This is a genomic window from Rossellomorea aquimaris TF-12 (genome assembly GCF_001648555.1).
GTDB classification, from domain to species: Bacteria; Bacillota; Bacilli; order Bacillales; family Bacillaceae_B; genus Rossellomorea; species Rossellomorea aquimaris.
In genome coordinates, this window is record NZ_LQXM01000029.1 from 561,436 (window position 1) to 582,942 (window position 21,507).

25 protein-coding genes and 1 pseudogene are annotated in these 21,507 nt (G+C 36.5%); all 26 read right to left on the reverse strand.

All coding sequences use genetic code 11. The annotated features are described in order from the left end of the window. Window positions 1–160: 160 nt before the first annotated feature. The 26 genes and pseudogenes from frr to IQI_RS16440 all read right to left on the reverse strand — a co-directional run bounded on the left by frr (window position 161) and on the right by IQI_RS16440 (window position 21,463). Window positions 161–718: a ribosome recycling factor gene (gene frr, locus IQI_RS16315; protein WP_064093683.1), complete on the reverse strand. Its 558-nt coding sequence runs from the start codon at window positions 716–718 to the stop codon at window positions 161–163. Further along, entirely contained in the window at window positions 718–1,443 is a 726-nt protein-coding gene (pyrH, locus tag IQI_RS16320) for a UMP kinase (protein ID WP_064093684.1), read from the reverse strand. The genes frr and pyrH overlap by 1 nt, the downstream gene beginning before the upstream one ends. Window positions 1,444–1,536: 93 nt before the next feature. After that, window positions 1,537–2,418, reverse strand: coding sequence for a translation elongation factor Ts (gene tsf / locus IQI_RS16325; RefSeq protein ID WP_064093685.1), 882 nt, complete (start codon window positions 2,416–2,418; stop codon window positions 1,537–1,539). A 200-nt stretch (window positions 2,419–2,618) separates the two neighbouring features. Beyond that, window positions 2,619–3,326 carry a 30S ribosomal protein S2 gene (gene rpsB / locus IQI_RS16330; RefSeq protein ID WP_064093686.1) on the reverse strand — a complete coding sequence of 236 codons (708 nt, stop codon included), beginning with the start codon at window positions 3,324–3,326 and terminating at the stop codon, window positions 2,619–2,621. A 155-nt stretch (window positions 3,327–3,481) separates the two neighbouring features. Beyond that, the gene (locus IQI_RS16335) at window positions 3,482–4,033 is read right to left on the reverse strand and encodes a hypothetical protein (protein ID WP_064093687.1); all 552 of its coding nucleotides are present in this window, start codon (window positions 4,031–4,033) and stop codon (window positions 3,482–3,484) included. A gap of 315 nt (window positions 4,034–4,348) precedes the next feature. Then, complete coding sequence (locus IQI_RS16340) at window positions 4,349–4,657, reverse strand: hypothetical protein (RefSeq protein ID WP_064093688.1); 309 nt, start codon at window positions 4,655–4,657, stop codon at window positions 4,349–4,351. Window positions 4,658–4,683: 26 nt separating this feature from the next. Next, window positions 4,684–5,442, reverse strand: a complete 759-nt coding sequence (locus tag IQI_RS16345; protein WP_064093689.1) for a FliA/WhiG family RNA polymerase sigma factor — start codon at window positions 5,440–5,442, stop codon at window positions 4,684–4,686. Window positions 5,443–5,586: 144 nt separating this feature from the next. After that, the gene (locus IQI_RS16350; protein WP_156509933.1) at window positions 5,587–5,907 is read right to left on the reverse strand and encodes a hypothetical protein; all 321 of its coding nucleotides are present in this window, start codon (window positions 5,905–5,907) and stop codon (window positions 5,587–5,589) included. 5 nt (window positions 5,908–5,912) lie between these two features. Then, the gene (locus IQI_RS16355) at window positions 5,913–6,410 is read right to left on the reverse strand and encodes a chemotaxis protein CheD (protein WP_064093691.1); all 498 of its coding nucleotides are present in this window, start codon (window positions 6,408–6,410) and stop codon (window positions 5,913–5,915) included. Continuing rightward, complete coding sequence (locus tag IQI_RS16360) at window positions 6,407–7,042, reverse strand: chemotaxis protein CheC (RefSeq protein ID WP_064093692.1); 636 nt, start codon at window positions 7,040–7,042, stop codon at window positions 6,407–6,409. The genes IQI_RS16355 and IQI_RS16360 overlap by 4 nt, the downstream gene beginning before the upstream one ends. 15 nt (window positions 7,043–7,057) lie before the next feature. Further along, on the reverse strand, window positions 7,058–7,504 hold the full coding sequence (locus IQI_RS16365) for a chemotaxis protein CheW (RefSeq protein ID WP_064093693.1): 447 nt from the start codon (window positions 7,502–7,504) through the stop codon (window positions 7,058–7,060). 13 nt (window positions 7,505–7,517) lie between these two features. Further along, window positions 7,518–9,563, reverse strand: a complete 2,046-nt coding sequence (locus IQI_RS16370; protein ID WP_064093694.1) for a chemotaxis protein CheA — start codon at window positions 9,561–9,563, stop codon at window positions 7,518–7,520. Between the two features lie 15 nt (window positions 9,564–9,578). Next, entirely contained in the window at window positions 9,579–10,637 is a 1,059-nt protein-coding gene (locus IQI_RS16375) for a protein-glutamate methylesterase/protein-glutamine glutaminase (protein WP_064093917.1), read from the reverse strand. A 45-nt stretch (window positions 10,638–10,682) separates the two neighbouring features. Further along, window positions 10,683–11,543, reverse strand: coding sequence for a MinD/ParA family protein (locus IQI_RS16380; RefSeq protein WP_064093695.1), 861 nt, complete (start codon window positions 11,541–11,543; stop codon window positions 10,683–10,685). After that, the gene (gene flhF / locus IQI_RS16385) at window positions 11,524–12,684 is read right to left on the reverse strand and encodes a flagellar biosynthesis protein FlhF (RefSeq protein WP_064093696.1); all 1,161 of its coding nucleotides are present in this window, start codon (window positions 12,682–12,684) and stop codon (window positions 11,524–11,526) included. Before flhF ends, IQI_RS16380 begins: the two co-directional genes overlap by 20 nt. After that, the gene (gene flhA / locus IQI_RS16390) at window positions 12,681–14,717 is read right to left on the reverse strand and encodes a flagellar biosynthesis protein FlhA (protein ID WP_064093697.1); all 2,037 of its coding nucleotides are present in this window, start codon (window positions 14,715–14,717) and stop codon (window positions 12,681–12,683) included. Before flhA ends, flhF begins: the two co-directional genes overlap by 4 nt. A 19-nt stretch (window positions 14,718–14,736) precedes the next feature. Further along, the gene (gene flhB / locus IQI_RS16395) at window positions 14,737–15,819 is read right to left on the reverse strand and encodes a flagellar biosynthesis protein FlhB (protein WP_064093698.1); all 1,083 of its coding nucleotides are present in this window, start codon (window positions 15,817–15,819) and stop codon (window positions 14,737–14,739) included. Between the two features lies 1 nt (window position 15,820). Further along, complete coding sequence (gene fliR, locus IQI_RS16400; RefSeq protein ID WP_064093699.1) at window positions 15,821–16,597, reverse strand: flagellar biosynthetic protein FliR; 777 nt, start codon at window positions 16,595–16,597, stop codon at window positions 15,821–15,823. 4 nt (window positions 16,598–16,601) lie between these two features. Further along, window positions 16,602–16,871, reverse strand: a complete 270-nt coding sequence (gene fliQ, locus IQI_RS16405) for a flagellar biosynthesis protein FliQ (protein WP_064093700.1) — start codon at window positions 16,869–16,871, stop codon at window positions 16,602–16,604. Window positions 16,872–16,885: 14 nt separating this feature from the next. Continuing rightward, window positions 16,886–17,551 (reverse strand): flagellar type III secretion system pore protein FliP, encoded by a 666-nt coding sequence (gene fliP, locus IQI_RS16410; protein ID WP_064093701.1) that lies wholly within the window; start codon window positions 17,549–17,551, stop codon window positions 16,886–16,888. Next, window positions 17,544–18,194, reverse strand: a complete 651-nt coding sequence (locus tag IQI_RS16415) for a flagellar biosynthetic protein FliO (protein ID WP_082892765.1) — start codon at window positions 18,192–18,194, stop codon at window positions 17,544–17,546. The genes fliP and IQI_RS16415 overlap by 8 nt, the downstream gene beginning before the upstream one ends. A 25-nt stretch (window positions 18,195–18,219) precedes the next feature. After that, the gene (locus IQI_RS16420; protein WP_064093702.1) at window positions 18,220–18,582 is read right to left on the reverse strand and encodes a response regulator; all 363 of its coding nucleotides are present in this window, start codon (window positions 18,580–18,582) and stop codon (window positions 18,220–18,222) included. A 29-nt stretch (window positions 18,583–18,611) separates the two neighbouring features. After that, window positions 18,612–19,804: pseudogene (gene fliY, locus IQI_RS16425) on the reverse strand (flagellar motor switch phosphatase FliY). Further along, a complete protein-coding gene (fliM, locus tag IQI_RS16430) occupies window positions 19,794–20,792 on the reverse strand; it encodes a flagellar motor switch protein FliM (RefSeq protein ID WP_064093703.1) in 999 nt (332 codons plus the stop codon). The pseudogene fliY and the gene fliM overlap by 11 nt, the downstream one beginning before the upstream one ends. Before the next feature lie 33 nt (window positions 20,793–20,825). Next, entirely contained in the window at window positions 20,826–21,251 is a 426-nt protein-coding gene (gene fliL / locus IQI_RS16435; protein ID WP_082892766.1) for a flagellar basal body-associated protein FliL, read from the reverse strand. Then, entirely contained in the window at window positions 21,248–21,463 is a 216-nt protein-coding gene (locus IQI_RS16440; RefSeq protein WP_064093704.1) for a flagellar FlbD family protein, read from the reverse strand. Before IQI_RS16440 ends, fliL begins: the two co-directional genes overlap by 4 nt. Between the last annotated feature and the right edge of the window lie 44 nt (window positions 21,464–21,507).

A 21,507-nucleotide genomic window follows, 5' to 3' on the forward strand; every position in this document is an offset into this window, starting at 1 on the left:
AAAATATTTACCTTTACTATCATATCAAAAAAACAGAAAGATATCTTCTAGAAAATTGAATATGTACTTCTTTAAATCAATGATGTCAAAACAAAAGGACTGCCCAATAAGGAATTTGATTTCACTTATAGGTCAGCCCCTTAAGATTAGATTATAAAAGTTATACTTCTAAAATTTCTTTTTCTTTATCTTTTGCAATATTATCTATTTTTGTAATGTTTTCATCTGTCGCTTTTTGAACGTCATCTGAATAGCCACGAAGATCATCTTCTGTGATATCTCCATTTTTTTCTTTTTTCTTTAAATCATCATTTGCATCTCGTCGAATATTACGAATTGCAACTTTTGCATCTTCAGCTTCTTTTTTAACAAGCTTTACAAGGTCCTTACGGCGTTCTTCAGTTAATGCTGGAATTACAATACGAATAATGTTTCCGTCACTCGTAGGGGTAATTCCTAAATCTGATTTTAAAATTGCTTTTTCAATATCTCCCAAAGCTGATTTATCGTATGGTTGGATTACAAGCATACGAGCCTCTGGAATTGAGATTCCTGCTAATTGATTTACCGGAGTTGGCGCACCGTAATAATCTACCGTTATTTTATCAAGTAGAGAGGCATTTGCTCTACCGGCACGGATACTAGCTAACTCACGAGAAAATGTTTGAATTGCTTTTGTCATTCGGTCATTTGCATTGGTTATTATTGTGTTTGGCATTAAGATTTCCCCCTTACGATTGTCCCAATATTCTCACCAGTAATTGCTCTTTTAATATTCCCATTCTCCATAATAGAGAATACAATAAGTGGAATATCATTGTCCATACAGAGAGAAGAGGCGGTTGAATCCATTACAGCTAAACCTTCTTTTAAAACATCTAGATAGGAAAGTTCATTATACTTTACTGCTGTTTCGTCTAACTTCGGATCTGCTGAATATACACCATCTACATTATTCTTTGCCATAAGAATCACTTCAGCTTCAATTTCAGCTGCTCGAAGTGCCGCGGTCGTATCAGTAGAGAAATAAGGATTACCTGTACCTGCTGCAAAAATTACAACACGCTTTTTCTCTAAATGACGGATTGCTCTACGTCTGATATAAGGTTCAGCTACTTGACGCATATCAATAGATGTTTGAACCCTTGTCTCAATCCCTTGGTGCTCGAGGCTATCTTGAAGAGCAAGGGAATTCATAACCGTTGCAAGCATACCCATATAGTCTGCTGACGCACGATCCATTCCCATTTCACTTCCTATTTTACCACGCCAGATATTGCCTCCGCCAACTACAACTGCTACTTCTACTCCAAGCTCTGCAATTTCCTTTACTTCTTCTGCAACATTTTTTATGACAGAAGGATTAATGCCAAAGCCATCATCACCAGCTAAAGCTTCTCCACTTAGTTTAAGAACGACACGTTTGTACTTAGGAACGCTCATAGGAACCTCCATATGTATTTAGAATTTTTCTTGAAAAATAGGGAACACGCTAGGTGTTCCCTACTAAGAAATGTTTAACTCAATCAGTTTACATTATTTCTTAACTTGGCTCATTACTTCTTCAGCAAAGTTATCTTGACGTTTTTCAAGACCTTCACCAACTTCGTAACGGATAAAATCAGTTAAAGTGGCTTTATTTGCTTCAAGGTATTGACGTACTTTTTGATCTGGATTCTTAACGAATGTTTGATCAAGGATACAGATATCCTCAAAGTATTTACCTAGGCGGCCTTCTACCATTTTTTCAACGATATTTTCAGGCTTTCCTTCATTTAACGCTTGTTGCTTTAGAACTTCACGCTCACGCTCTACTTCTTCAGCAGAAACCTGGTCACGAGAAACATACTTAGGGTTTAATGCTGCAGCATGCATCGCAACATCTTTTGCTACACTTGCATCAGTTGTGCCTTCTACTACTGTAAGAACAGCAATACGGCCACCCATGTGTAGATATTCACCGAACGCAGCGTTTTCACCTTTAGTACGGATTTCAAAACGACGCAGGGTGATTTTTTCACCAATTTTAGCAATGGCAGCATTAATGAATTCAGTTACTGTTGAACCATTTGTCATTTTTTGCTCTAGAGCTTCCTCAACAGAAGAAGGTTTGTTAGCAAGTAAGTGATCAGCTAGTTCTTTTACAAGGCTTTGGAAGTTTTCGTTTTTCGCAACGAAATCAGTCTCAGCATTCACTTCAAAGATAATTGCAGTGTTTCCTTCACTTGCGATGTAAGTTGTTCCTTCGGCTGCAATACGATCAGCTTTTTTCGCTGCTTTCGCGATTCCTTTTTCACGAAGGAAGTCAATTGCTTTGTCCATGTCACCATCTGTTTCAGTTAACGCTTTTTTACAATCCATCATACCAGCGCCAGTTTTTTCACGAAGTTCTTTAACCATTTGTGCAGTAATTGCCATAGTGGATTTCCTCCTTAAATTTACTATGTAGACATTAGCTTCTTAAGAAATGTTTCGTAAAACGAGGGAAAAACCTCCTGCTCATTTTACCACATTTAAGGCTTAGTCATAAATGTGCTAGAGCTTAAAATAAGTTAGCACTTAGAATACTCTTTAAAAAAAGGTGATAAGGGTAAGCCCCACTTATCACCTTTCTTGAATTACTCAGCTGCTACAGCTGCTTCTTCACCTTGTTTCGCTTCTAAAATAGCATCTGCCATTTTACCTGTAAGAAGCTTAACTGCGCGAATTGCATCATCATTCGCAGGAATAACAACGTCGATTTCGTCTGGATCACAGTTCGTATCGACAATACCTACGATAGGGATATTAAGTTTACGAGCTTCCGCTACAGCGATACGCTCTTTACGAGGATCGATGATGAATAATGCATCAGGTAGCGTGTTCATATCTTTGATACCGCCTAGGAATTTAACTAAGCGTTCATGTTCTTTTTTAAGTTGAACTACTTCTTTCTTAGGAAGTACTTCAAACGTTCCGTCTTCTTCCATTTTCTCAATTTCTTTAAGACGAGAAATACGCTTTTGAATTGTTTCGAAGTTAGTAAGTGTTCCACCTAACCAACGTTGGTTGATGTAGTACATACCTGCACGTTCTGCTTCTTCTTTAACAGACTCTTGTGCTTGCTTTTTTGTTCCAACGAAAAGAACTTTACCGCCGTTACCAGCTAATTCTTTAACGAATTTGTACGCTTCTTCAACCTTTTTAACTGTTTTTTGAAGGTCGATGATATAGATACCGTTACGCTCCGTGAAGATGTATCTCTTCATTTTTGGGTTCCAACGGCGAGTTTGGTGTCCGAAATGTACACCAGCTTCTAGCAATTGTTTCATTGAAATTACTGACATGTGTGTTTCCTCCTAATGGTTTTTCTTTTTCTCCTCCGCTTCTGTCATCTTGAGGTAGAAACTATTAAATATAGCACCATCTACTTCAATCGAGAAACGTGTGTAATCACACCATGAATACTATAGCATACCTTGTTGAGGCAATCAAGAACTTCCTACATTTTTTGACGGAATTTTATAAGAAGCTCTATTTCCGTCTTGCCTTTCCCTACCCTTTTCGCTATTTCTTCTATGGATAATCCTTTATTTTTCATGGTAAGGACCTGATGAGAAAGGTCCTTTTCTTCTAATTCTGGTTCTTTTCCATTAACCCCTCTGTCTTCTGAACCATCATCATCGCCGAGAGGAGTAATGGGGTTTTTATATGCTTTCGCAGCGTGTATACGATTAAAGCTGCTATTTTTTATACTATTGTTATTCTCTGGATAACCCTTTTTATCTCTAATAGGACCTTCATTAGAGATTTCGTAGGGCCTCATGTCCGAACCTTGACTAGAAGGACGATTCTCAAGATTTTGTAGAAAGCTTTCGTTCTCTTCTTTCATTTCCAGAAGATAAGTGGAAATGACCTCTTCCATTTCCTTCATTATTTTTTCTTGTTTTTTCTCTATGTCTGAAACACGATTTTGTCTAGTAAATAAGATAACAATACCAAGGAGAGAAATGATGTTGAGAAGAAATGAAAGGAACAGTAAAAAAGTTGTCAATATATCACCTCATTCAAATTTTAGTAGTTGCTAATGACAATGCTCTATTTGCAATGATTGTTGATCAATTCCTACAGGAGAAGTAGGACAGTCGGAAAAATACAGGGTCTTAACACGAGGTCATAAGCCTTGAACTACACAGGTGATACTTATACAGGCAGGACCTCCCCCGGAAATCGGGCATCTGAATTGGAAATCAACCATCAATCTTTTTTAAAAAGCAACAAAGTTTTCGAAAGCAGCAAAGAAAAAGACTGCCCCTTTAAATGAAATCTTCCTCTTAGGAACAGTCTTTATGGCAGCTATATCTAACTATTAACCAGAATAATCAATACTCTTTCCTTTAAATGGATGAGGATTCCCAGGCTTTAATTGAGCCTGACTATCTGATCTCGGGCTTTTTTCACTAGAATGCTTCTGTTTTGATTTTTCTTGATGAAGAGTAGCATCCCCTTTTGCATCAGCCTGTTTAACAGATTGTCTTTTCTTTTTTAACTCTTTCTCCATTTCAAGGGCTACTGCACTTTGGAGGAGTTGATTTTGTTCCTGATTTTGTTGAGCAGCTTTTCCTGCCTCAAACGTTCTAGGCAGAGCTACTTGCATCTCGATTGCCTTAAGACTCATGGAAATCCCTCATTTCAATGAGAAGGTTATGAGCTGAGTAAATTACGTAATTTATAAATGGCTTTGGAATGTATTTGTGAGATCCTAGATGTTGATAGCTTCATGACCTCTCCTATTTCTGTTAATGTTAATTCTTCTTTATAAAATAAACTTAACACAAGTTGTTCTTTTTCAGAAAGCTTCAGAATTGTTGATTCCAATTCAGTTATTCTTTCACCCTTTACGATTTCTTCTTCAGGAGAAATCATCTTGTCATCTTTCAAAGAGTAGGTTTGAGTATCATGATCGTCATCTGTAAGCTGATCATCGATGGATAGTACATTGGCAAAAAAATGTTCATTCGTCGTTTGGTAAACATCCTCAGGAGACATCTCTAACGCACTTGCTACTTCTTCAGCCGATACATGTCTTAGTAATTTTTGCTCTAATTCTACGACTTTAGCTTCAATTCTTTTAGCCTTATCTCTAGTGGATCTTGGTAGCCAATCTTCTTTTCTAAGACCATCCAGAATTGCTCCTCTTACCCGAAATGAAGCGTATGTATCGAACTTTAAATCCCTTGAAGGATCAAACTTTTGAAGTGCATCGAGTAATCCCATCAACCCAAGACTTTTTATATCTTCTCTCGAGACGTTTCTTGGTAGCCCTACGGAAATACGCTGAACATGATACGAAACTAACGGCATGTATTTTTTAACTAACATGTCACCTGCTTCGGTATCACGATTTTCTATCCATTTTTCCCAATATTGTTGTTCATCGGTTCGAGGGGGTTGCTGAGACATGAGACTCCTCCTTACTGTTTATTTTTAAATTTGTTTCATAGCGATACCTTTTTCTAAAGCTCTGTTAAATCTAGCTGTTTCTTTCACTCCTGACAGGTGGTGAACCACCTTTTCCGACAACAAAACTTATCCAAAAAAGCAATATTATCTCTGTTCTTCTGCCATCATTTTTTTAACAATGGCAGCAATTTGTTCACTTTCATCCGTTCTTGATTTATCCGTTAAAGACTCTTGAACAGCATTTTCCACCGAATTCGGATTATGGTCATGTTTTTCAGTTGAGTTATTATCCATAATAGACGATAAACTCCACCTAATGAGGTACATGAATATAAATGAAAGAAAAGCATAAATGAGCGATTCCATGATTATTTTATTCGGGTAATCAGGATGAAAGGACAACATAAAATAGAATGTAAAACTAATTATAGCAAACCATGAATTCCAAAATATTGTTCCTTTCATTTTCATTACAGCTCCTTTATTCCTTCATTTACAGTACGAACTTGAAGAATATTCGTAGATGTAAAAAATTCAATCGTTCTTCCCTTATTTCCACCTAAATCCTCTGCTAAAACAGGTATGCTATGATTGGATAGTGCCTTTTTCACTGCATCAATATTTCTTGGACCGATTCTCATGACATCACTCTTCGAGGAAAACTGAAACATTTGAGCACCACCAGCTAACTTGCACTTCAACCTTTGTAAACTAGCTCCTCTTTTCCTTAATTGAGATATAAGCTCGTCGATACCGGTATCTGCATATTTTGCAAGATTCAGAGTTTTTTCTTTAGAAGCATTTGAGCTTGGGAGCATGACGTGTACCATACCAGCTAGCTGGATTAGTTCATCATATAAAACGACCCCTACACATGAACCCAACCCCGATGTACGGATTGAACCACCACGATCAGCAATGTTCAAGTCAGCTATTCCAACTTTTACGACTGTAGTAAGCTCTATCATTCATTTACACCCAATGCTTTAAAAATGATTTCAAAAGAGTCTGGATCAGGTAATAAGAAAAAGTGCCCTTTTACACTCTCAGAATTTAGATTTTCATCATCTTTTAATGCAGTATCCACTACAATTGCATAGTCACTCTCTTGTGATATTTCCAATAATCCAAAACCAATAATAGCTCCCACCATATCAACAGATAAAGCAGGTACTGAAGGTAAGAGGTTTAACTTAGTGAAATCAGATAAAGAAGAAAGGTAGGAGCCGGAAAGAATATTACCTAACTCTTGCATTGCAGATAACCCTAAATCTGAATAAGGCGGTTCATCAAATGAAAATGTATCATCCTGTATCATTGATTGAATGAAGGAAGAGGCTTGTTTAAGAGGTAATAAGAAAAACATACTTCCAGGGGCATCGCCTTCAATCCTAAGGAAAACGCTTACCACTACATTATCTGGACCTCCAACCATATCCATCATTCCATCAAATGAAACAATCTTGACACTCGGAACCTTCATATCAATCTTTTTATCCAATAAAGTAGATAGGGCAGTAGCTGCATGACCTGCCCCTATATTTCCAATTTCTTTTAAAATATCTAAGTGCATGTTTGATATTTTTTCTTCGTATCCCATAATTAACCGTTCCTTTTATAGAGATTGGAGTACTCGATCTAAGTGAAGTAAAATGAGTAATCTTCTATTCTGTTTCACTACTCCGCCAATGTATTCTGCTTCCTCAATCCCTACCACTTCTGGAGACGGCTCGATTTGATCCTTTTTAACGTCAAGGACATCGTTTGCCGCATCAACTATTAATCCGACTTCCTTATCCTCCAGACCTACAATAATAACACGGGTACTTTCAGATGGTTCAACAGGAGCTAGATCAAAGCGGTTTCTTAAGTCGATAATAGGCGTAACAACACCACGTAAGTTTATGACTCCCTTAACATAAGAAGGTGTTTTTGGAACTCTTGTAATATGCTCTAATTTCTCAATGGAGCGAACTTGATTTACTGGAATAGCATATTCCTTATCTACCAATTGAAAAATGATAAGCTTTAAATCTTCGACTTCAGCTATTAATTCACTCATATACTTTGACCTCCTATTTAATTAACGCGTTACAATCAACGATTAGTGCCACTTGACCATCACCTAAAATGGTTGCACCAGAGATAGCAAATACATCATTTAAGTAATTACCTAGAGACTTAAGAACTATTTCCTGTTGACCAATAAATGAATCTACAACAAGTCCAGCCATCTTTTCACCTTTACGTACTATTACAACAGAATAGAACTCATCATCTGAACTCTCTTTAGGTATATCAAACACATCTTCTAATAATACTAAAGGCACAACTTTCCCTCTAAAATCAATGACCCTTTGGTTATGGGCATTCATAATTTCTTCCTTTTTCACAATTGCTGTTTCGATAATAGATGAAAGAGGAATTGCATATTTTTCACTCTCTACTTCTACAAGCATAACGGAAATTATGGATAACGTTAGCGGTAATTGAATAGAGAATAATGATCCTTGTCCCTCTGATGAGTCAATTGTAATCGAGCCACCTAATGATTCAATAGTAGCTTTCACAACATCCAAACCTACTCCTCGTCCAGAGATATCGGATATTTGCTCTGCTGTTGAAAAACCTGATGCTAAAATAAGTTCATAAATTTGTCGGTCTGACAATGTGTGTGCTATCTCTTCGTTAACAATACCTTTTTGTATAGCTTTTTGCAGTACTCTCTCTTTGTTAATACCGGCACCGTCATCCTCAAGCTCAATAAACACATGATTTCCACTATGATAAGCCTTTAATTTAACCGTTCCTTGTTCAGGCTTTCCATTTTTCAAACGAACTTCTGGTGTTTCTACACCATGATCAAGTGCATTTCGTATTAAATGAACTAAAGGATCTCCAATTTCATCAATAACAGTCCGATCCAGTTCTGTTTCAGCACCAATTATCTCTAAATCGATCTTTTTATTTAAGTCTCGAGCGAGCTGACGAACCATACGAGGAAAACGATTAAATACCGTTTCAACCGGAACCATTCGCATATTCAGAATGATATTTTGTAAGTCCCCTGAAATTCTAGTCATTCTTTCAACCGTTTCATTCAGTTCGGGATTTTTTAGTTCTTTTGAAATTTGCTCTAATCTTCCTCTATCAATGACAAGCTCTTCAAAGAGATTCATTAAAATATCTAATCGCTCGATATTGACACGGATTGTTTTACTTGAAACATTGCCTTGCGGTGTTGAAGGTTTAGACGGGCTTTTCGTATCTTTAACTTTTTCTGCTGAGTCCGTTGATTGAATCTGTTGAGCAGTTGAATCTTCTGCAGTATGTAATTGGTTATCTTGCTCTTGTAATTGATTAGGAGTGATCTCTGTTACAGTCACTTGATCAATCTCAGAAACCTTACGGATTTTTTTCTCAATGTCTTCACTTGGTTCTTTTGAAACAATGGTCACAACAAAAGAATGATCAAATTGTTCCTCTTCCAGTTGATCTACTGTTGGAAGAGATTTAATAACCTCACCTGTTTTTTCAAGCACTTCAAACACCATATAAACTCGAGCTGCCTTTAATAAACAGTCTTCTCTCAAGGAAATTCTCAATTCAAAACAACGGAACCCTTGCTCATATGATTGTTGGATAACCGTTTGTTCAAAAGCCTCATAATATATAGAGCTAGCATTTTCAACAGGTGATTCCGCTACTGCAATTTCACTTTCTGCTTTGAGATGAATGCTTTCCCCCTTTTCAATAGCAAGAAGCATGGCTACAACTTCTGAGACATCACGTTTTCCATCTCCACCGCCTGCAATAGATAGGACCATTGCTTCAAGGTCATCAACCGATTTAAAAACAACATCCAAGATTTCTGGTGTTACTTTGATTTTTTCATTTCGGATTGCATCAAGAACATTTTCCATTTTATGCGTTAGATTAGCTAAATCTTCATAGCCCATCGTAGCTGACATTCCCTTTAAGGTATGTGCTGAACGGAAGATTTCATTTACAATTGCCAAATCATGAGGGTTTTTCTCAAGTTCTAATAACTGTTCATTGCAGGTTTGTAAGTTTTCCTTACTTTCCTCTATAAAGACTTCTAAATATTGACTCATTTCCATGTGCTCCACACCTCTCTATAACATGTACTTCATTATTGATTGCGCGATATTCTCTATATCTTCCACGTTATCTACTAAATTAGTAGCTATTGCCGACTTGGGCATTCCAAACACAATACAAGTCTCTTTTGATTCCGCAATTGCTTTTACTACACCTAATTCTTTAAGCTTTACCAATCCTTTTGAACCATCAGAACCCATACCTGTCATAATGACAGCAATTTTATTATAATGATTTACCTCACTTATAGATTCAAATAATACATCTACTGAAGGCCTGTGACCATTTCTTGGCGCTTCCTCTTTCGTTAATTGAATGGCAAGATTCTTCCCTATTTCAACTATTTTAGTGTGAAATCCCCCAGGTGCAATGTAAGCTGTTCCTTTTTGGAGGATCTCTCCTTGCTCTGCTTCTTTCACAAGGATTCCAGAAAGGCCATTTAACCGATCGGCTAAAGATTTTGTGAAACCCGGTGGCATATGTTGAACGACCACAACAGGCGCATCTAAATTCTTTGGAAATTTGGTTAGCACTTGTTGTAAGGCCCTGGGACCACCTGTTGAAGTTCCAATTAAAATAACGTTAGGAAGGTCCTTTCTCCAACTGGTTTTAGGTGAGCTTGGGAATCGATTATTTTTTTGCATACCATTTAAAGAAGCTTGAGGTTGATTATTTTTCACTTCAGTATGGGCTAATGTTGTTAATTTAGATATGTTAACACTACTTGCTGATAGGACTTTTTGTACTATTTCACTTTGAATTTTATGAAGATCTAATGAAATAGTTCCAGATGGCTTAGCAATAAAGTCTACTGCACCTAGTTGCATAGCCGTTACAGTTTCCTCAGCACCTTCCATGGTCGTTGAAGATAACATGACAACTGGGACTGGACATTCCTGCATGATTTTCTTTAATGCATCAATTCCATTCATAATAGGCATTTCTACATCAAGTGTAACAACATCAGGGCAAAGCTTTTTAACTTTTCTAATCGCATCTTCACCATTTCGAGCAATCCCTACTACTTCAAGCTGGTCAGAGTCAGACAGAAAATCACTAATAAGTTTTCTCATAAATGCAGAATCATCGACAACTAGGACTTTCTTCTTCACTGCATCTTACCTCCCAAAAAATAGTTTTCTTATATTTTTTAGAAATGTTGGGGTATCATTGTTCTCGTTCGTATCCGGTGTGAGTAATTGCCTGGCTACCTTTCTCAAACTTGAAGCCATGGGGGAATTTGGGTACCCCATTATGATAGGTGTTTGACGCGTGACTGATTTTCTCACAGTACTGTCTTCTGGTAGGAAGCCTAATGAAAAAATTTCCTTGTTCAAAAATTTCCTCACTGTTTCTTGTAATCTAGCAATCGTTTCAATGCCTTCATCCTTATTCTCAGCACGGTTGCATAGAAGATGGAATTCTTTTTCTTCATTTCGTAGATGTATATACTTAATCATAGAGTAAGCATCTGTTACAGAAGTGGGTTCAGGGGTTGTGATAACAATAATTTCATCCATGGCTAATAGAAACTCTAACGTTTCTTTAGTAGCACCTGCCCCCATATCAAACAGTAAATAATCATACTTTAATACAAGATAATCCATCGCTTCAAAAAAACGGTTAATCTGCCTCTCATTCCACTCTACTATATTTTTTAATCCATTTCCTCCACTAATATAGGAAATTCCGTGAATATTTTTACTGATGACCGTATCGATTTCCAGTTCCTCTTGCTCAATAAATTCCATAATCGAGTAATTATTTTGACCACCTAATAATATGTTAATATTCCCCATACCAATATCCATATCAAACAATAATACTTTCTTATTTTCCTGTCCTAATAATATTGATAGATTCGTTGAAATATTTGATTTCCCTACTCCACCTTTCCCACTGACGACGGCAATGGTTTTGGCTTGGGATGATGTAGATTGAAGCATTTTCTTCCGTAGATTATAGGCTTGATCTTTCATCTTTGAACCCTTTCATTAAGAGGTGACTTAACCCTTCAACAGTCACTTCTGAAATATCCTCAGGAACATCTTGCCCCGTCGTCAGGTAGGCAGCTCCTAAATTCACTTCATTAATCATATTAATGATCGAACCGTAACTTGACGTTTCATCTAATTTTGTAAAAATAAAACGATCAATATGAACTTGTGAGAATTGAGCAATGATGTCTTTCATATCTTCCTCTTTACTTGTAAGGGCTAAGACCAGATACGTTTCCATGTCGTGATCGAAGTCAATAATTTTTTGAAGGTCCTCTACGTATCTTTTCTCACGAAAATTCCTTCCAGCTGTATCGATAAAGATGTGATCAAAATCTTTGAATTTTTCTATAGCCTTTTTAAAATCATCTATTTTATAAACTACTTCTACCGGAACATTTAGCAGACCAGCATATGTCTTTAATTGTTCAATAGCAGCTATTCTGTAGGTATCTGTTGTAATAAAGCCTATTTTCATTCTCTTTTCTATGACTGCTTCGGCTGCCATTTTGGCTAAAGTGGTTGTTTTTCCAACACCGGTAGGGCCAATCACGTTAATAAATTTTTTTTGAAAACTAGTTCCACCCATGGGGATGTCCTTCAACAACTGAACAAAATACTTTTTTACTTCTTCCCTTATCCAATCATATTTATCAGTATTCTTTTCCCATGATTGTTTATTTTGAGAGTCTAAATATTCCCCTAAATGTGAAAGGATTCCCTCATTCACATTATGTTTACTTAAATGGACAAGTATGTCTTGAGTGTCCTCAGTGAATCGGTCAAATTGACTTTTAGATTTAATAGAAGCAATCATTTGTTTAAGCTCTTTTAACTCAGAATGAACACCTTCATTCGCGTTTCGTGATTGTTCATTCCTCTTAGGAGTCTCTTCTACCCGTGTAAAAGTTTCAGTTCGTATTTGATTCATTTCTTTTTTTTCGATTTCTACACTAGGGTCAATTGCGGCAATGACTTCAATCATCTTCTTTTTAAATAAACCAAGAAAGCCTCCTGAAAATGTTACCTTTGAATTTAAGATAACCGCATTATCTCCTAGTTCTCCTCTTACCTTTTTCATTGCTTCATTCATGGTTGGAGCTACAAATTTCTTTACCTTCATTCAACATTCACCACCCCTAAGCTTTGTACCTCAACGTTTGCTTCTAATTCGTTGTAAGAAATGATCGGAACTTGAGGGAAATATCTTTCCGTTAACTGCCTCACATACATCCTAACCGCAGGCGAGCATAATAAGATTGGAGATTCTTCCATTAAAGAAAGCTGCTCTACCTGTGAAGCTATTGCTTCTAATATGCCTTGTGATTCATTTGGATCCATAGATAAATAATTTCCATGATCTGTTTGCTGAATCGCATCGGCAATCATTTTTTCAACTTTTCCAGACATGGTGACCACTTTCAATGATTGATCTCCTTGAACAAATTGATTCGTAATTTGTCTAGCCAGTGCTTGCCTTACATATTCAGCTAGCAAGTCCGTATCCGAGCTCATCTTTGCAAAATCTGCTAATGTTTCAAATATAATGGGTAAGTTTCTTATGGAAACATTTTCTTTTAACAGCTTAGCTAATACTTTTTGTACTTCACCAACAGATAAAGGATTCGGTGTTACTTCTTCTACTAAAATTGGATATGATTCTTGCAGGTGATCAATTAACTGCTTTGTTTCTTGTCTACCTAATAATTCATGGGCATTTGATTTAATCATCTCTGTTATATGAGTAGAAACAACTGAAGGTGGATCAACCACCGTATAACCAAATATCTCTGCCTGCTCCTTCATCTCTTCTGAAATCCATTTGGCAGGTAGTCCAAATGATGGCTCAATCGTATCGATACCCTCTATAGAGTCATCTTCAACACCAGGGCTCATGGCTAAATAATGATCCAATAGCAGCTCTCCCCTTGCCATTTCATTTCCTTTAATTTTCAACCTGTACTCATTTGGTTGAAGTTGAATATTGTCACGGATTCTCACAACGGGAATAACGAGCCCTAATTCAATAGCCAGTTGGCGTCGTATCATGACAATTCGGTCCAGGAGGTCTCCACCTTGGTTTGCATCGGCTAGAGGAATCAACCCGTAACCAAACTCAAATTCAATTGGATCGACATTTAATAAGTTAACGACACTTTCAGGGCTTTTCATTTCATCCTGCTCTACTTCTTCTTCCAATTCCATCAGATCTGATTCATCCTGCTTTGGTGTCCTAGAAAGCATAAAAGCACCAATACCTAATGCTCCAGCAACTGGAATTGTAAGAATATCATTGATTGGAGTAGCTACTCCAAGCATAAAAATAGTAAATCCAGCAACATACAGCATAGCAGGGTAAGCAAGGAGCTGGTTCATTATGTCTTGTCCAAGATTTCCATCAGACGCTGCCCGTGTAACAACAATACCGGTTGCAGTGGAGATTAATAGGGCTGGAATTTGACTGACGATACCATCTCCTACCGTCAATAATGAATATCGTGTCGCCGCTTCAGCGATGGGTAATCCTTGTTGAGTCATTCCAATAATGATTCCAAATAGTAAATTGATCATTACGATGACGATTCCCGCAATGGCATCTCCCTTTACGAACTTTGATGCCCCATCCATCGCACCATAAAAGTCTGCTTCACGACCAACTTTTTCTCTTCGATCACGGGCATCATGTTCAGAAATCATTCCTGCATTCAAATCAGCATCAATACTCATTTGCTTTCCTGGCATAGCATCGAGAGTAAATCGCGCTGCTACTTCAGAGACACGTTCTGAACCTTTTGTAATAACAATAAATTGGATAATGATTAATATGACGAATACAACGATCCCGACAAGTACATTCCCACCAACTACGAATGTTCCAAAGGTTTCCACAACGTCCCCTGCGTCACCCTTACTAAGGATTGACCTCGTTGTGGAAACATTTAGACCCAAACGAAAAAGTGTTAATAATAATAAAAGGGATGGAAATATTGAAAATTGTAAAGGTTCATTCATATTCATGGATGTTAGGAGTACAAGTAATGCGAGTGAAATATTAATGATAATAAGAACACTCAGTAACCATGCAGGGAATGGAATGATTAACATGGCGACGATTAATATTACACTGGCTAGTACGGATAAATCTCTTGCTGACATTACACTCTCTCCCAACTGCTTACACTTTGTTTTTTATACGATAAACGTAAGCTAAAATCTCTGCAACTGCTTTAAAAAATTCTTCAGGAACTGCATCACCAATTTCAGCTGAGTCGTAAAGAGACCTGGCTAAAGGTCGATTCTCTACCATAACAACATCATTTTCTTTTGCGATATACTTAATCTTTTGTGCCATGAAATCGACTCCCTTAGCAACTACAAAAGGAGCATCCATTTTATTTTCATCATATTTTAATGCAATGGCAAAATGAGTTGGATTGGTAATGACTACATCTGCCTCTGGTACTTCCTGCATCATTCTTCTCATGGCCATTTCTCTTTGTCTTTGCTTTATCTTTGATTTTATTAAAGGATCTCCTTCGATGTTTTTGTGTTCATCTTTTAAATCCTGTTTAGACATTCGAATGTTTTTTTCAAAATCATATTTTTGATAAAGGTAATCAAAAAGAGATAAAAATAATAGGGCAAGTGAAGCAGCAATTCCCATTTGTACGGTTAAACTTGCCATCGTCACTAATGAATCTCCTACCGATTTAAAGGATAGGCTGAGTACTTTATCAATATTCGTCCATAATATAACAAACGTTATGGAACCTACGAAAGAGATTTTCAAGATGGATTTTAGCAACTCAACAATGGCCCTCAGGGAAAAAATCCGTTTAAATCCTTTAATTGGATCTATTTTCTCTAATTTCGGCTGTAGTGGCTTAGTTGTAAACATAACTCCGACCTGAATATAATTAGAAAGTAATCCAGCTAACAGCGCCACCAACATGATCGGTCCAAGTAATAAGGCAAGCTCTTTCATAATATCCAACGTAATAACCTGGACTGTATTTTCAGAGAGCTCCATAAGCATATACTCTTGAAAGGTATGATTGAATAAATCGAATACAATATTTCCAATATAGGAGGCTCCAAAAGTTAAGAATAAAAAGACCGCAAGAAGAATGATCGCTGTATTAACATCTTGACTTTTTGCTGTTTGACCTTTTTTTCGAGCGTCCTCTCTTTTTTTCGGAGTTGCTTTTTCCGTCTTTTCACCGCTAAAATACTGTAAATCCAGTGACAGCCATTGCAATTTAAGTGCCTCCAATTATCTTCATTAAATCTCTCATGGTCACAAACATCATTTCGAACAACTGCTGCATAACCGCAAACATGACACCCATCACAATAAATAACACAATAAATGCAACGGCTATTTTAATGGGGAATCCAACAACAAAAACGTTTAATTGTGGAACGGTACGTGCCACAATTCCAAGGGCAACATCTACTAGAAATAAAGTAGCAACAACAGGAATCGACATTTGAAAAGCAATGATAAACATTGAATTAAATGCATTTATTAAATAATCAACTAATTCTTCATCTCCAAATGGAATCCAGGGGCTATCAATAGGTATCAGTTGATAACTATAAAAGATACCATCCAATAATAAATGATGACCATTTAGAGCAAGTAACAACAATAAGGCGAATGTATATAAATATTGTCCCATTAGTGGGCTTTGAGCTCCCGTTTGGGGATCAATGACGTTTGCAATGGCGAACCCCATTTGAAAATCAATAAATCCACCTGCTATTTGAATAGCTGAAACAATCATATAGGCTACAAAGCCTATTAATAGGCCGATCATTGCCTCTTTCATGATTAGGAGGAAATACTGTCCATTAATTTCAAATGCTTTGGCATCCAACGTGTAATACATAATCCAAGAGAGTACCACTGAAAAAGCAATTCGATGTTGTGCAGGTATATTCCGATATGAAAATAAGGGCATGGTCACAAAAAAAGCAGACACTCTTACAAATACCAATAAATATACCGATAGAATAGGTACAAGCTCTTCCATCCTACTAACCTACAAACCTAGTCAAATCTGAAAAGATTTGTGAAGTATAGGTCACAAGCTTTGTTAACATCCATGGACCAAAGAACACGATGCCAATCATGACAGCAACGATTTTCGGAATAAAAGCAAGGGTTTGTTCTTGTATTTGTGTGGTAGCTTGAAAAATACTTACAATTAGTCCCACTACTAATGCTAGTAACAATAGAGGACCAGAAACGATTAGAGTCACATATATTCCACGCTCTGCTAAAGCAATTACAGATTCAGCATTCATTGAAACTCACCTACTTAAAAACTTTGTAAAAGAGATTTAATTACTAAATACCAGCCGTCAACTAAAACAAATAGTAAAATTTTAAACGGCAAGGAAATCATTACTGGTGGCAGCATCATCATCCCCATTGACATCAAGACACTCGCTACAACCATATCAATCACAAGAAAAGGAATAAAAATCATAAAACCAATTTGGAATGCTGTTTTAATTTCACTTAAAGCAAATGCCGGGACTAAGGAAGTAAGAGGAATATCTTCAATTGTCTTTGGACGCTCTGCGCCAGAATATTGTAAGAAAAGCTCTAAATCCTTTTGTCTTGTATGCTGACTCATAAATTCTTTAAACGGAACAGAAGCTCGTTCATAAGCTTCTTCAAGATTAATTTCCTCATTGAAAAGTGGGGTCAACGCTTGATCATTCACCTCTTGAAATGTAGGAGCCATAATGAAAAACGTAAGAAACAAAGAAATACCTATCAACACTTGATTAGGCGGCATTTGCTGAGTAGCTAGAGACGTTCGTACAAAAGATAACACAATCATTATTCTAGTAAAGGCTGTCATTAAAATAAGGATGCTGGGAGCTAAAGAAAGGACTGTAAATAATAATAGTAGTTTTACACTTGTTGAAACTGAATCCGCTGAGCTACTATTAAAAAATTCCATGAATTCATTCATCTGAATGATTCTCCTTCTTCTTTAGATCTTGAAACAATTTCTTTCTACCTTTACTCATTTCATCAAGTTGCGATTTTAATAGGGATTGAAACGAATTCCCTGAATCTTTTTGAGAGGATGAAGGTCCTTTTCCTAACCATGTTGACAAAACATTTTTGGCATCAGCCATTTGGGATGGACTTTCATGATAAAAGGATAATATCTCTTCCTTCTCTTTTTCATCTTGAACCTCTTTTAATAATTGAATATCTTCTCCGACTCCTAATACAAGAACCTGATTTCCTACCTTTACAATTTGGACGGAACGATTTCCCCCAAGAGGAGTTCCACCTAAATGATTAATGATTTTTGTTTGTTGAAAAGATCTACCTTTTTGATTAATAAATTTCAGTAGAATATAAATAAGTGCAACCACAAATATAAGAGCTAAAATCATTTTTACATAATCTATAAACGTTACAGAGGTGGAAACACTTGTATCTGTATCAGAAGAATTTATTTCATTCCCTTGTTGGTTCTTACATTTTTCTGGATGTTCTATACAAGATTTTACATTATCCACATCGGCAAGTGCCGTTGTATCAACAGCACTTACCAAAAGTAAGAATAATATAAAACTAAATAGATTTTGAATCTTCTTCAATCAAATGCACCTTCTTAATGATCTATTAACTAAGAGCCTTTTGAATTGCTTCAATTACTCGATCTGCTTGGAAAGGCTTTACAATAAAGTCTTTTGCTCCTGCTTGGATAGCATCAATAACCATTGCCTGTTGTCCCATGGCAGAGCACATGATGATTTTCGCCCCTGCGTCCATCGCTTTAATATCCTTTAGAGCTGCAATACCGTCTTTTTCAGGCATCGTAATATCCATTGTTACAAGATCAGGTTTTAATTCTTTGTATTTATCTACTGCCTGGGCACCGTCAGCTGCTTCACCAACTACTTCAAATCCATTTTTCGTTAAAATATCTTTGATCATCATTCTCATAAAAGCAGCATCATCTACAATTAGAATTTTATTTGCCATTACCGTCATCCTCCATCATAATATCATTCTTATTTAAGTTGTTTTAGTCGATCACTCGGGCTTACAATGTCTGTTATTCTTACGCCGAAGTTTTCATCGATTACTACTACTTCTCCTTTAGCAATTAAACGGCTATTCACCAAAATATCCACTGGTTCACCAGCTAATTTATCAAGCTCTATAATCGAACCTGAAGAAAGCTCTAGAATGTCTTTTACTGATCTATTCGTTCTTCCTAATTCGACAGTTACTTGTAAAGGAATGTCTAGTAACATATTTAAATTTTTTGTTTCTTGTTGACCTAAAGAAGTAGTTTCAAAGTTACTAAATGATGCCGGTTGTACATGAACCGGTTGTTGGGAAGATTGATTTCCTTGCCCTCCTAAATGCTGAGGAGAAGGCTGGTGATTAGGTACTCCCTTAGTTGTTTCTTCATTTAATCTTTGATTACCAGCACCCTGCTCTACTATAGGAGAGCTATTGATGCTTTCTTGGACTGGTGCATTTTCAGGTGGGGCTGGTTCATCACTTCCCCCCCATTCATTAATTCATCAACAAGGCTTTTTGCGAAGCTTAATGGTAAAAGCTGCATAATGTTAGAATCAATCAAATCGCCAATCTTCAATGAAAAAGATATTTTCACTAACAAATCCTGATTAGGGAGATTTTCTTCTCCTTCGCCTTCAGGAATATACATTAAGTCAATTGATGGTGGTGAAATGTCCACCTTTTTACTAAACACAGTTGACATTGATGTAGCTGCAGATCCCATCATTTGATTCATGGCTTCCTGAACAGCACTAAGCTGAATTTCTCCCAAATCTCCAGAGGGATTTCTCCCATCTCCTCCTAGCATCAGGTCTGCAATAATAGCTGCATCTGACTGCTTAATGACTAAAAGATTAGCACCCGAAAAGCCTTCTGTGTATTGCACTTGAATGGCTGCATATGGATGTGGAAATTCTTCTTCTAATTGATTTTTGTTGATGATAGATACTTTAGGGGTAGTGATTTCAACTTTTTGGTTTAGTAATGTTGATAATGCTGTTGCAGAGCTTCCAAAGGATATATTTCCAATTTCACCTAAAGCATCTTGTTCCATAGAGTTTAAATATTCTTCTATGATTGTCTCGTTGTTATCCTTTACCTCTTCTTCTGGCTCTGCTGAACCTCGAAGTAACGCATCAATTTCATCTTGAGATAACATATCATCACTCATCATCATCTTCTCCCCCCTTCAATGAATCCAATATTTGTATGGCCAGTCTTTTATTTGATTTCCCTGGCTGGGCTGTAAATTTAGGAATCTCACCTACTTTAATAGTTAGAGGGTCATCGATTCTACTATTTAATTCAATTACATCGCCTACATCTAGCATAAGAAATTCCTCAATTGAAACATCTGAATTTCCTAGTTCAGCTACAACAGGAACATTAGCTTTTTTAATTCTTTTTTCTAACTGAGCTGTTTCTTCAGGATTTGTTTCCTTCCGCTTACTCTCCATCCAATAACTACCAGATAATTTCGGCAGGATTGGTTCTAACACAACGTGAGGAATACAAATATTTATCATCCCACTCGTTTCACCAATAGTAGTATTAAGAGAAATCACGACAACCGTTTCATTTGGAGAGACCATTTGCAGAAACTGTGGATTCACTTCAAATTCGGCAAAGAATGGATCAATATCTACTACTGTACTCCAGGCTTCTCTTAGGTTTTCAAAGGCCTTTTCAAACAATTGACTCATAATTCTCGTTTCAATTTCCGTAAGGCTCTCAACTTTGTTAACACTTACACCTTTTCCACCCATTACACGGTCCATCATTGAATAAGCGATATTTGGATTGATTTCCATCAGTATTCTTCCATCCAATGGAGGCAATTCATACACATTTAATATTGTCATCTTTGGAACCGAACGAATAAATTCTTCATAAGGAATTTGATCGGCAGAAGCTACATTGATTTGAACGTAAGTGCGTAGTTGAGCTGAAAAATAAGTTGTTAGGATACGAGCGAAATTTTCATGTATTCGAGTTAAACTTCTTATTTGGTCTTTCGAAAATCGTAACGCTCTTTTAAAATCGTAAACTTTTACTTTTCTTTCTTCTTCTTCTTTTTTAAAGTCATCAGCACTCATCTCGCCTGTATTAAGAGCCGATAAGAGAGCATCAATTTCACTTTGGGATAAAATATCATTCGCCATACCTTCACCTCCAAACCTTGCAATATAGGATATTTATTGAATCATCATAGAGGTGATATACACTTTTTCTATCATTCCTTCTTGCATAAGAGAGTTTGCTTTTTCTTTTATTGTTTTTTCTATAAACTCTTTGCCTTTTTTCCCTTGTAATTCTTCAGCCTTTACTTCCGAAAGCTCTTCTATGATGATGTTATTAACCTGGAAATCTCTCTTTTCTAATTCTTCTTTCGCTTTTTTGCTGTCTGTTTGAATCTTAAAGGAAATACGTATAAAATCATTGCTTAATAAATTGGTTGTAACCTCAGGTATATCAACGGAAGTTTCAATTACTTCTTCAATAGATGGTTCCTTAGCTTCCTCATCATCAGAAAACTTCAAAATGACAACCAATGCAATGACACCAACTAAGGTAATGGTGACCAATAAGATGGTCATAATGGTTAATACTTTATTTTTCACCTTGTACCCCCTCCTTCATATGGTTTACCTAAAAGGTTAACCTTTCCATAAAAAGATAGAGAGTAGTTGTATACCTCTTCAACCGTTTCTTTCACAACATATCTTTTACCGTTTGTTAAGAGAATCGTAGTATCAGGGAACGCTTCTACTGTTTCTATGTATAATGCATTTATAGTGAAAGTTTTTCCATTTAGTCTAGTTAAGGTAATCATTTATTTTCAGGGCTAACTTATTTTTCTGAGATTCTTAATGATCA